Annotated in this window: 10 protein-coding genes and 1 tRNA gene; 5 read left to right on the forward strand and 6 right to left on the reverse strand. The window is 68.3% G+C overall.

From position 1 onward, the window contains the following. The first annotated feature begins 16 nt into the window (after positions 1 to 16). Both ABZ396_RS03665 and ABZ396_RS03670 read left to right on the forward strand, forming a co-directional pair. On the forward strand, positions 17 to 2,620 hold the full coding sequence (locus ABZ396_RS03665) for a hypothetical protein (protein ID WP_358917139.1): 2,604 nt from the start codon (positions 17 to 19) through the stop codon (positions 2,618 to 2,620). Between the two features lie 31 nt (positions 2,621 to 2,651). Beyond that, a complete protein-coding gene (locus ABZ396_RS03670; RefSeq protein ID WP_358917138.1) occupies positions 2,652 to 3,104 on the forward strand; it encodes a hypothetical protein in 453 nt (150 codons plus the stop codon). 471 nt (positions 3,105 to 3,575) lie between these two features. On the opposite strand, the gene ABZ396_RS03675 is transcribed toward ABZ396_RS03670, so the two are convergent. From ABZ396_RS03675 to ABZ396_RS03690, 4 genes are all read right to left on the reverse strand, one after another. Next, a tRNA-His gene (locus tag ABZ396_RS03675) sits at positions 3,576 to 3,648 on the reverse strand. 114 nt (positions 3,649 to 3,762) lie between these two features. Further along, positions 3,763 to 4,365: an oligoribonuclease gene (gene orn / locus ABZ396_RS03680; RefSeq protein WP_358917136.1), complete on the reverse strand. Its 603-nt coding sequence runs from the start codon at positions 4,363 to 4,365 to the stop codon at positions 3,763 to 3,765. Between the two features lie 134 nt (positions 4,366 to 4,499). Beyond that, positions 4,500 to 5,672 (reverse strand): helix-turn-helix domain-containing protein, encoded by a 1,173-nt coding sequence (locus tag ABZ396_RS03685; protein WP_358917134.1) that lies wholly within the window; start codon positions 5,670 to 5,672, stop codon positions 4,500 to 4,502. A gap of 377 nt (positions 5,673 to 6,049) precedes the next feature. Beyond that, the gene (locus ABZ396_RS03690) at positions 6,050 to 6,358 is read right to left on the reverse strand and encodes a hypothetical protein (RefSeq protein WP_358917132.1); all 309 of its coding nucleotides are present in this window, start codon (positions 6,356 to 6,358) and stop codon (positions 6,050 to 6,052) included. Positions 6,359 to 6,706: 348 nt separating this feature from the next. Here ABZ396_RS03690 and ABZ396_RS03695 point away from each other — a divergent pair, with 348 nt between their 5' ends. Then, on the forward strand, positions 6,707 to 7,234 hold the full coding sequence (locus tag ABZ396_RS03695; RefSeq protein WP_358917130.1) for a universal stress protein: 528 nt from the start codon (positions 6,707 to 6,709) through the stop codon (positions 7,232 to 7,234). Between the two features lie 154 nt (positions 7,235 to 7,388). Then, on the forward strand, positions 7,389 to 7,955 hold the full coding sequence (locus ABZ396_RS03700) for a GPR1/FUN34/YaaH family transporter (protein WP_358917128.1): 567 nt from the start codon (positions 7,389 to 7,391) through the stop codon (positions 7,953 to 7,955). 184 nt (positions 7,956 to 8,139) lie between these two features. On the opposite strand, the gene glmS is transcribed toward ABZ396_RS03700, so the two are convergent. Next, positions 8,140 to 9,957: a glutamine--fructose-6-phosphate transaminase (isomerizing) gene (gene glmS / locus ABZ396_RS03705; RefSeq protein WP_358917127.1), complete on the reverse strand. Its 1,818-nt coding sequence runs from the start codon at positions 9,955 to 9,957 to the stop codon at positions 8,140 to 8,142. Positions 9,958 to 9,977: 20 nt separating this feature from the next. Then, a complete protein-coding gene (locus ABZ396_RS03710; RefSeq protein ID WP_352220754.1) occupies positions 9,978 to 10,235 on the reverse strand; it encodes a hypothetical protein in 258 nt (85 codons plus the stop codon). Positions 10,236 to 10,400: 165 nt separating this feature from the next. Between ABZ396_RS03710 and ABZ396_RS03715 the strand changes: the two genes are divergently transcribed. Further along, positions 10,401 to 11,966, forward strand: coding sequence for a metallophosphoesterase family protein (locus tag ABZ396_RS03715; protein WP_358917126.1), 1,566 nt, complete (start codon positions 10,401 to 10,403; stop codon positions 11,964 to 11,966). Positions 11,967 to 11,968: the final 2 nt, after the last annotated feature.

Here is an 11,968-nt window from a genome sequence, read left to right on the forward strand (position 1 = left end):
GAAGCCGAAGGAGCGGATGCCGTTCGCGGCAACCGTCCTGTGGGAGGCGGCGGTGTTGGCGGTGACGCGCGAGCCAGTCTACGAGACCTACGCCGACGTCTACGACAACACCACCGCCCCCGACAGCACGTACACGCAGACTCCGTACGGCGGCGGGAGCCAGACCGAGACGGAGTTCGACGGCGCCGAGCGCGCCGCCACCTCCACCCTGTTGGTGGACGGCGTGAAGAAGTGGTCGACGACCACGACCTACACGGGCGATTCGACGGCGACCACGGCCGTCCAGGGCGGCAACGCCACCCGCACCATCACGGACGCCCTGGGGCGCACCGCCGAGACCCGCACCTATGCGGGTACGGCACCGAACGACACGGCCTACGGCGCCACGACCGGCACGTCGTACACAAGGGTGCGGTACAGCTACACGCCCGACGGCAAGCAGGAGACGATCACCGGCCCGGACGACACGAAGTGGTCGTACACGTACGACCTGTTCGGCCGCCAGGTGAAGTCGGTCGACCCGGACAAGGGCACCACTGTCACCACTTACACCGAACTCGACCAGGTCGACACCACGACCGATGACGAGGACCGGAGTCTGCTGTACGGATACGACGAGCTCGGCCGCAAGACAGGCCTGTGGCAGACCAGTCGTACCGATGCGAACAGGCTCGCCGCCTGGACGTTCGACAGTGTCGCCAAGGGCCAGGCGACCGCGTCCATCCGCTACGTGGACGGTGTGAACGGCAAGGCCTACACCCGGCAGACCACCGCCTACGACAACCTGTACCGGCCCACCGCCACGAGCGTCACCCTTCCGTCCGACGACCCTCTGGTGAGTTCCCAAGCCGTCCCGCCGACCAGCACGGTCGAGACGACGTACCGCCTTGATGGCACCGTCGGTACGAGCAAGGAACCCGCCGTCGGTGGGCTCGCCGCGGAGACCCTGGAGTACCGCTACAACGACTTCGGCCTCAACAACGAGCTGTCCGGCAAGACCGGATACCTGCTCGCGACCGACTACACCGCGCTGAGCCAGGTCGGCCAGCTCCAGCTGGGCACGGCGACCGGCACCAAGCGGGTCTTCGTCACCAACACCTATGAGAAGGGCACCGGCCGACTGCTCGACGCCGCGGTGGACGACCAGACCCGCGGTGCTGTCCAGAACCTCGACTACGGCTACGACCAGGTCGGCAACGTCACGTCCATATCCGACGGCGCCAACATAGGTGCCGGCACGGACAACCAGTGCTTCGCCTATGACGCCCAGCGGCATCTGACCGAGGCGTGGACACCGAAGAGCACCGACTGTGCGACTTCGGGCCGTACGACAGCCAACCTCGGCGGGTCGGCCCCCTACTGGACGTCGTACACGTACACCACGTCCGGCCAGCGCAAGTCCGAGAAGCAGAACTCCGCCACGCCGGTCACCACCACCTACTGCTACGACGCGACCCGACCGCATGCGCTGACGGCCACCACGACCGGCAGCACGTGCACGGGCGTGGCCGCGCAGTACACGTACGACGACACGGGCAACACCGAGAAGCGCGTCGAGAAGGCCGGCTCCAGCACCGGCCAGAGCCTGGACTGGAACGGCGAGGGCAAGCTGACCAAGCTCACCGAGGCCCACGGGCCAGTTCATCAGTGTCGACCCGCTCCTGGCCCTCGAACAGCACCAGTCACTCAACGGCTACAGCTACTCGGACAACAACCCCGTCACCACCTCCGACCCGTCCGGTGCGCACGAAACGGGCGCCGCGTCCGCGAGTGCCGATGCCGCGCAGATGTCGGCCGACCCACCCGCCGACAACTACACTCCTGGTGGGGGCGCCGTCAGGCACACACATACGTCGACATCCATCGGATCGGACTCGGCGACCATGAGCGTACGAGAGCACGCCAAGAACGCGGGCCACCACGATGTGATCGTGCATGGATCGACCCGCGGAGTACTCGGTGTGGACGGGCAGGACACGAATCCCCTCCAGATCGTCGAGGCGGTCAGAGGAAATCCGCATTACGAGGGCGGATGTGTGAGACTCCTCGTCTGTCATTCAGGTGTATCCGGTGTGGCCCAGGATGTCGCCAATGGTCTGGGTGTGCCGGTCTGGGCTCCTACCACCAAGGTCGGCGTCATGCCGAGTCTCGGGTCGCAGGAACCGTTCCTGGAGCCCGGAGGGACTTGGCGCATGTTCCTTCCCATGGCGGGAGGTGCGCACTGATCATGCTGAGAGTCGGGTTTGTCCGTGAGTTCTTCAAGGTCCCGGTCGATCTTCCAGGGATTCACGAACTCACGCGCTCGGACTCCGGGGAATGGCAGGAGACCGCGGCACTCGCTGTCCCGTACCTTGCCGGCTCCCCGGTGGTCGCCGAATTCACCGAGACCGACCGGTGCCTGCTTGGCTGTGGCGAGAATCTCGTGGGCTGCTCGTCCTTGTTCACCGACGGCGCCTGGGTCTGGCGCCGCGACCTCGGGCACTACGTGGGACGCCACGGCGTGCTGCTGCCGTCGGAGTTCGTCGAGCGGATGAGAGGGTTCGACTGGAAGCCGCCCGTGGATGCCGTGGACCCGTCCCTGGCGCGCTCGGCATTGCATACGGCCTGGCAGGTCGACTGATGTGTTCACCGGCGGCGGAGGGGACAAGGAAGTGACAGGATCACGCGCGGAACGCCGTTCCGCGGGCACCGAGACCATGCTGGACGTGCTGCTGCGCTGGGCGTGGATCCGGCGCCGCACGCCCGCGCGGGACATCGCGGACTTCGATGGCGGGCAGCCGCTGCGTGTCGTCGGGTTCACGCAGAGCATCGGCGGGACGGTCAAGGTCTCGGTCGGCAAGGGCAAGCAGATCGCGCGGTTGAGACAGGGCTACCTTCGGCTCGCTGCCGGTGAGGCACCCGTCTGGAACGACGCGCGAGGAGGCCGGAGCGCGACCCTTCAGGCGCCGTTCCGGCTGAAGCCGGCGGCCGGGAAGGTGCGCCTGGCCCGGAAGTTCGAGCGGTACGAACTCGTCACGGGCGCGGGGACGTACGACCTGGCGGTGCCCAAGAAGGACGGGGAGTTGCTGCGGCATGTGCTGGGTGGCGGGGCGGGGACTCGCTAGCCCGCTTTCACGAGAGGGTCGTCCGAGGAGCGATCAAATAAGCGGGGGGCAACTGGCGCGCAGGGCTGCGTAGTAGCCACCTGCATGCATCCCTGTCGCGCCTGCCCGTATGGGTCTTGGAGCCGCCGCGGGATGCGGCTTCGTCCTGGCCCCACCGACAGCGGGAGCCCAGTGGCTGTCGGCGGTGCCCGCCCCATGAGTGGGCACCGCCGACTTCGCTCAGGCGCTTACCAGTTGCAGCTCTCGATCGACTCGTGGCCGAGGCAAGCCTGGATGGCGGGCAGGCGGACAGCCCCTTGGAGCCCTCTTCCACGCCCTTGGACGCTTGCGGTGGGTACGGGAGGTCCGAGCACACATGGGGCCGGACCATAGATCGAAAATCCGGCCGGTTCGGGCGGATGTTTGGCCAAGCCGGGCGACCAAAAAGGCCCCTGACCCGCGTTTCCGCAGGTCAGGGGCCTTTCGTACAAGGGTGAGTGACGGGACTCGAACCCGCGACATCCTGGACCACAACCAGGTGCTCTACCAGCTGAGCTACACCCACCACGACCGGCGGTGACTCTGTGGTTTCTCCGACCGGCCGAGAAAAAGTGTACAGGGTCCCAAGGGGTGCTCGCGCACGGCTTTCCGGGCGCCCCTTCGGGGACCTCCTGAACGCCTATTCCGCAGGCAGGACGTGCTTGGCGGCGATCGCCTTCGCGGTGTCCGAGTCCGGGCCGGGCTGCGGTACGAAGATGGCCTCGCGGTAGTAGCGCAGTTCGGCGATCGACTCGCGGATGTCGGCGAGGGCGCGGTGGTTGCCGTTCTTCTCCGGGCTGTTGAAGTACGCCCGCGGATACCAGCGCCGGGCCAGCTCCTTGACGCTGGACACGTCGACGATCCGGTAGTGGAGGTATCCCTCCAGGGCCGGCATGTCCCGGGACAGGAAGCCGCGGTCGGTGCCGACGGAGTTGCCGCACAGCGGGGTCCTGCCGGGTTCCTTCACGTGTTCCCGTACGTAGGCCAGGACCTGCTCCTCGGCCTCGGCGAGCGTCGTGCCGCCGGCCAGTTCGTCGAGCAGGCCGGACGCGGTGTGCATCTGCCGCACCACCTCCGGCATCGTCTCCAGTGCCTTGGCCGGCGGACGGATGACGATGTCCACGCCCTCGCCGAGCACGTTCAGCTCGGAATCGGTGACCAGTGCGGCCACCTCGATGAGCGCGTCGTCGGACAGCGAGAGGCCGGTCATCTCGCAGTCGATCCACACCATGCGATCGTTCATGCGACCACCCTAAAGCTGACGTCGGCCTTTGGGTCCCCCGCGGTCGGTGCGGACGCCGTTTTCGCGCGGCTGCCGCCCCGGGCGGCGGCATGGCAGTGGCCCACCCGAGCTGAGTCGGGTGGGCCGGTGGGGCGTCAGCTGCCAGTTCGTGGGCCCGGCAGGCTGGCCGACAGGCCTACCGCCGCTGTCCTGCGGGTCTGCATCGGCAGTACCCCCTCGGGGTACTGGACCGGCAGCGGGCCCGTCGGTGGCAGCGGGGCCGGTTCCGGGGCTTCCGGACGCTCGGACTGCGGCCGGCGCGCCCGGTAGGCCGCCCGGTACGCCGCCGGGGACGAGCCCAGCTGGCGGCGGAAGTGGCCGCGCAGGGCGACGGGGGAGCGGAAGCCGCAGCGGCCCGCCACCTCGTCCACCGAGTAGTCCGACGTCTCCAGGAGCCGCTGCGCCTGCAGCACCCGTTGCGTGATCAGCCACTGCAGCGGGGCGCTACCGGTCAGCGAGCGGAAGCGACGGTCGAAGGTCCGGCGGCTCATGTACGCGCGTGCCGCCAGCGTCTCCACGTCGAACTGCTCGTGGAGGTGCTCCAGCGCCCAGGCGACGACCTCGGCGAGCGGGTCGGCGCCGATCTCCTCTGGTAAAGACCGATCGAGGTAGCGCTCCTGACCGCCGGAGCGGCGGGGTGGGACCACCAGGCGGCGGGCGAGCGCGCCGGCCGCCTCGTTGCCGTGGTCCGTCCGCACGATGTGGAGACAGAGGTCGATTCCGGCCGCCGTACCGGCGGACGTCAGGACGTCGCCGTCGTCCACGAAGAGTTCACGCGGGTCGACGTGCACCGACGGATAGCGCTTGGCCAGCGTCGGCGCGTACATCCAGTGGGTGGTGGCCGGGCGGCCGTCCAGCAGCCCGGCGGCGGCCAGTACGAACGCGCCGGTGCACAGCCCGACTATGCGCGCCCCCTCTTCATGGGCGCGGCGCAGCGCGTCCAGGGCGTCTTCGGGTGGTGGCGCGGTGATCGAACGCCAGGCCGGCACGACGACCGTACCGGCGCGTGAGATCGCCTCCAGGCCATGTGGCGCGGTGAGTTCCAGGCCCCCTGTGGTCCGCAGCGGGCCTTCCTCGCCACCGCACACCAGCAGTCGGTAGCGCGGCACTCCGGCGTCCTGGCGGTCTATCCCGAACACCGACAGTGGTATGGAACTCTCGAAGATGGGGCCGCCGCTGAACAGCAGCACCGCGACGATCTCCTTGCGGCGTCGCCCGGAGAGTTTCCGGGCCGCGGCTTCCGGCGCGGCAGTGGAGTCGTGGCTCATACTGCTAAGCCCCCCTCGGTGGTCGCGGCTCCTCGGTTGTGTCGCTCCTGCACGTTTCCCCTCGGTCCTGCACGAGTCCCCCGCCGTAAGACGTCAAGATCGAATCTACTGGTTTCCGCGGTGTTGCGGTGACCAGTTCGACACGCCGAAGATTGTCGACTTGACAACTTGGCGTGAAGCATTCGATCACGAAGCGTTGCACTCACGGGCCGTGCAGGGAAGTACGCCTCGTGGCAGTGGCCAAACCGCGTAGGGTGCGAAGGGTCCCCTGGGCCCTTTCCGTGCAGGTGGAACGGGGGTTGGGGGGTGGTCGGGGCCCCTCTTGCACAGGGTCGGGAAGTTGGCTGAAAAGAAGCGTTCGCGTGCATGGAAACCGGTCAGTCGACCGGTGTACTGCCCCTAGTGTGACGTCCGCCTCCTCGGGTCGCTCCCCGGGTCGTTCCTCGGGCCGTTTCCCGGACCCCTCCCCGGGCCGCGGCTCCCCGCTCCGAGCAGCGCAGCAGGAACCGGCACGCGGCGGTGACCGCGGCCAGGCCCAGGGCGGTGCCGACCGCGCCGGCCAGCGAGGTGCCGTACCAGAGGAGCACCACGGGGACGAGGACACAGGAGAACGCGGCCCAGCGGACGACGTCACCCGCGCCGTCCTGGGCGGGGCGCGGGTCGGGTTTCGGGCGCGGTCCGGGCATGTGCGTGTCTCCCTGGTGGTGCTCCTGCCCGCTCTCGGGCGGTGCTCCTGCCGGGTTCAACGCGTGTTCGGGCGGTCGGTCACCGTGCGTGGACCCGGGGCCTGTCCGAATTCTGTGCAAACCGCCTGTACGGGGCAGCAACCATTGCGTTACGGGCGCGGCTCGTGCATGCTCCCTGGAACCCCTAACCGACTCCGGGGAAGGCCCCTACGGAGAGTGCGCGGGATCTGGGCTGAGGAGGCGTGCCGCCGTACCCTTGGGGGTATGGGGTTGGGAAGACGTTTCCCGGACACAGCTCCGCCGCACACTGTCGTCCCTCCCACAAAGGATCACAACGCCGAGACAGCCATGGCCGGTCACGAATTCTTCGATCCAGCGGACCGCAAGCGGCCGGTCGCCGACCCCACGGCGGCCGATGCGCTGGCGGCGGAAGAGACACGCCCTTCCTGCGACCCCGCCTTCAAACACGGAGTGGTCGTCGGCTTCGACGGCTCCACCTCCAGTGAACGCGCCCTCGCCTACGCGATCGGGATGGCACATCGCTCCCGCGCGGGGCTGATCATCGTCCACGTCGCCAACCGACTGCCGACCACCGTGTGGGCCGGCTGCGAGCCACCCGTCTTCGTCGACGTGCCGGACCACCGCACCGAGGTGCTCGGTCTCGAACTCGCCTGCGCCGACTATCTGGCCGAGGTGCCCTGGATCCTTGTCGAACGCGGCGGTGACATCTGCCACGAACTCGAAGAGGTGGGGTGCGAGTACGAGGCCGACGCGATTGTCGTGGGGTCGACCCACGGTATCGTCGGCCGGATCTTCGGCTCTGTCGCCGGGCGGCTCGCCAAGCGAGCCAAGCGGCCCGTCGTTGTCATTCCGTAACTCCACGTTCTCCCAGGTGAGATGCGCCGTGGGTACGGTCCGCCTCCCTTTGTGCCGTGCGCAAATCTACTCGTGCGTAGAGGTGTTTGTGCCCTTGTGAAGGGCATATATCGGTCACCGTGCGCAACTGCACCGAGCATGAAGGGAGCCCGCCGTGGACAACGACGTCTCTGCGGGAAGCGGAACCACTGCGGTGGTCGGCCGACTCGCCCTGGGGATCACCCTGTTGGCGTTCGGCCTCGGCACCACCGGCGTGATCGACAACGTCACCACCTCCGACGCCGTATCAGTCGCCCACTATGTGGGCGGAGTCGCCCTCTTCCTCGTCGGCCTGCTGGCCTTCCGTGACCGTGACACCGCGAACGGCACGGGCTATGTGGCCCTCGGTGCCCTCTGGTTCACCTGGGCCGTCTCGTCCGGCGGCCACGCCTCGGCCAACGCGGCCGGGCTCTTCCTGCTCCTCTTCGCCCTCGTCGCACTGTCGTTGACCCTCGCGGGCGGCGACACGCTCGGACAGGCCATGCACGGCCTGCTGTTCCTGGCGATGCTGCTCCTCGCTGTCGCGAACTTCGCCAACAGCTCCTCGCTGGTCAAGGCGGGCGGCTGGGTCGCCGTGGCGGCGGGGGCGGTGGCCTGGTACGCCGCGACCGCCGCGCTGGCGCACTGGCCGACGGTCCTTCCTGGGCGGGCTGCCGGCCGTGGGGTGACGGCCCACGGCTGATAGGGCAGCCGACGCCGGGGAGTTGGGCGTCCCCGGCGACATGGAGAGCGGGCCCCTTCGTGGCCGGTGGCACACGTAGGGGTCCGTTCCCCTTATGCGCCTGAACCGGCGCCGCTCTCGCGGACCTGGTTGCTCGCCGTGGGGGCTGCTCAATTAACGCTACGGCCGTCGGGGCGAGAAAAACCTATTCAACCGTCACCGACTTCGCCAGGTTCCGCGGCTTGTCGATGTCCCTGCTCAGCGCCTTTGCCGTGTGGTAGGCGAGGAGTTGGAGGGGGATGCCCATCAGGATCGGGTCCAGTTCGTCCTCGTTCTTCGGGACGACGATCGTGCGGTCGGCCTTCTCCTGGTCCTGGTGGGCCACCGCCAGGATCCTGCCGCTGCGGGCCTTGATCTCCTCCAGGGCCGCGCGGTTCTTCTCCAGGAGGTCGTCGTCGGGGACGATCGCCACCGTGGGCAGCGCCGGCTCGATCAGGGCCAGCGGGCCGTGCTTCAACTCCGAGGCGGGGTAGGCCTCCGCGTGGATGTAGGAGACCTCCTTGAGCTTCAGGGACGCCTCGCGGGCCACCGGATAGCCCCGGACGCGGCCGATGAAGAGCATCGAGCGGGCGTCGGCGTACTCCTTCGCCAGCTGCTCGATCTCCTCCTCCTGGGCGAGGATCTCGGCGATCTGGCCGGGCAGCCTGCGCAGGCCGTCGATGACGCGCTTGCCGTCGCGGACCGAGAGGTCCCGGATGCGGCCCAGGTGCAGGGCGAGGAGGGCGAAGGCGACCGTGGTGTTCGTGAAGCACTTCGTCGAGACCACGCAGACCTCCGGCCCGGCGTGCACGTACATGCCGCCGTCCGCCTCGCGGGCGATCGCCGAACCGACCACGTTCACGATGCCCAGCACCCGGGCGCCCTTGCGCTTCAACTCCTGGACGGCGGCGAGGACGTCGTAGGTCTCACCGGACTGGGAGACCGCGATGTAGAGGGTGTCGGGGTCGACCACGGGGTTGCGATAGCGGAACTCGGAGGCCGGCTCCGCGTCCGCTGGGATACGGGCCAGCTCCTCGATCATCTGGGCCCCGATCATGCCCGCGTGGTACGAGGTGCCGCAGCCGAGGATCTTCACGCGGCGCACGGCACGCGCGTCGCGGGCGTCCAGGTTGAGGCCGCCGAGGTGCACGGTGGAGAAGCGGTCGTCGATACGGCCGCGCAGCACGCGGTCGACCGCGTCGGGCTGCTCGAAGATCTCCTTGTGCATGTACGTGTCGTGGCCGCCCATGTCGTACGACTCGGCCTCCCACTCCACGGTGGTCGGCTCGGCCGTCGTCCGGGTGCCCTCGGTGGTGTATGTCCGGAAGTCGTCGGCCTTGAGGGTGGCCATCTCGCCGTCGTCCAGCGTCACTATCTGGCGGGTGTGGGTGACCAGGGCCGCGATGTCGGAGGCGACGAACATCTCCTTGTCGCCGATGCCGAGGACCACCGGGGAGCCGTTGCGGGCCACCACGATGCGCTCGGGGAAGTCGGCGTGCATCACGGCGATGCCGTAGGTGCCCTCGATCAGGCGCAGCGCCTGGCGGACCTTCTCCTCCAGGGTCTCCGCCTGGGAGCGGGCGACGAGGTGCACGAGGACCTCGGTGTCGGTCTCGGAGAGGAACTCGACGCCGTCCGCCTCCAGCTTGCGGCGGAGATCGGAGGCGTTGTCGATGATGCCGTTGTGGACGACGGCGACCTTCTGGTCGGCCGACAGGTGCGGGTGGGCGTTCACGTCGGAGGGTGCGCCGTGGGTGGCCCAGCGGGTGTGGGCGATGCCGGTGGTGCCCTTGAAGCGCGCCGGGACCTTGGCCTCCAGGTCCCGGACCCGCCCCTTGGCCTTGACCATCTTCAGACCGGCCGCCTTCGGGGAGGTGACGACGATGCCCGCCGAGTCGTAGCCGCGGTATTCCAGCCGCTGCAGCCCCTCAAGGAGGAGGGGAGCCACATCACGCTTACCGATGTATCCGACAATTCCGCACATATGTAGGTGTACCGTATTCCTCAGCCGTAGACCATGCGGCGCAGTTGCCGGAGGGTGAGCTCCGGCGGCGCGACCGCCCTGTACTTCAGATCCGCCTCGATCCTTTCGAAGATCTCCGCGTTCACCAGGCCTTCCGCCTGCAGTTCGCGGTGGCGGCGCCGGACGTAGTCCCCGGCCGTCTCGTCGAAGTAGGCGAGCACGTCCTGTATCACCCGCAGCGCCTCGCCCCGGCTCAGGAGCGTGGACCGCGTCAGATGATCAACCAGTTCGTCGTGCACCCGTAGATCCTGGAGTACGGGATGACGGTAACGCAAGAATCCTGCCCGATTCCGGGCAACGGTCTGTTGAATCTCTTATGGGGCCCTGTTCGCAGCCTGTCCATCCTGTGTCTTGCGCCACGTTGCTTGTGAAGGCGAGTTTCAGACACCATGGACATTCCTCGTATGGGAGTACCCGAACAGCTGGCCGAGCGTATGAGCCTGGCCGAGCAGCACGAGTACCTCCGCGCCAAGTTCTCCCGGCGCTCGATGATCAGAGGCGGCGCCGTGACTGTCGGCGCCGTCACGGGTGGCTCGTTCGTGCTGGGCGGCACCGCCCAGGCGGCCGTTCCCACCCAGTCGTCCGCCCCGGCCACCGAGTACGTCGACGGCGCCTTCGTGGCGCCGTTCGGTCGTCACCTGGCCTACGGCAACGACGCCAGCACGGAGATGACGATCTCCTGGCAGGTCCCGGTCGCGGTGAAGAAGCCGTTCGTCCGGATCGGCACCCACGCCTCGCACCTCTCGGTCAAGATCCCGGCCGAGATCCGCTCCCTCTACACCCCGGCCGGGGTCGGCGCGAGCGCCGACCACACCCAGTACTACGTGCACGCCAAGCTGGCCAACCTCAAGCCGGGCCGGACGTACTTCTACGGCGTCGGCCACGAGGGCTTCGACCCGGCCGCCCCGCAGTTCGCCGGCACCATCGGCACCTTCACCACCGCGCCCTCGCACAAGGAGCCGTTCACCTTCACGGCCTTCGGCGACCAGGGCGTCAGCTACCACGCCCTGGCCAACGACAGCCTGATCCTCGGCCAGAACCCCAGCTTCCACCTGCACGCCGGTGACATCGCCTACGGTGACCCGGCCGGCCAGGGCAAGGCCACCGACACCGGCTTCGACTCCCGCACCTGGGACCAGTTCCTGGCCCAGACCGAGTCGGTCGCCAAGTCCGTGCCGTGGATGGTGTCGTACGGCAACCACGACATGGAGGCCTGGTACTCGCCGAACGGCTACGGCGGCGAGGAGGCCCGCTTCACCCTGCCCGACAACGGGCCGGACAAGGACCACCTGCCGGGCGTCTACTCCTTCGTCCACGGCAACACGGCGATCATCTCGCTGGACCCGAACGACGTCTCCTTCGAGATCCCGGCGAACCTGGGCATCTCGGGCGGCACGCAGACCACGTGGTTCGAGGGGCAGCTCAGGAAGTTCCGCGCCTCGAAGGACATCGACTTCATCGTCGTGTTCTTCCACCACTGCGCCTACTGCACCTCCACGGCGCACGCCTCGGAGGGGGGCGTGCGACAGGAGTGGGTGCCGCTGTTCGAGAAGTACACGGTGGACCTGGTCATCAACGGCCACAACCACCAGTACGAGCGCACCGACGTCATCAAGGGCAACACCGTCACCAAGAAGCTCCCGATCGGCGAGACGGCCTACCCCGAGACCGAGGGTGTCGTCTACGTCACCGCGGGCGCGGCCGGCCGCAGCCTCTACGCGTTCTCCGCCCCGGACTCCTACGAGGGCCACCTCAACGAGGTGGACTCCGTGGCCTCCTTCATCAACACCAAGGACGGCAAGGTCAACGAGACCGTCGCCTGGTCCCGGGTGCGCTACCTCAACTACTCCTTCCTGCGCGTGGACGTCGAGCCCGCCCCGCGCGGCCAGTACGCCAAGCTGAAGGTGTCGGGCATCGCCGAGACCGGCAACCGTATCGACCACTTCACGGTGGCCCGCAAGGCCAAGTAACG

It is taken from the genome of Streptomyces sp. NPDC005866 (assembly GCF_040629895.1).
In the GTDB taxonomy this organism is placed as follows: domain Bacteria; phylum Actinomycetota; class Actinomycetes; order Streptomycetales; family Streptomycetaceae; genus Streptomyces.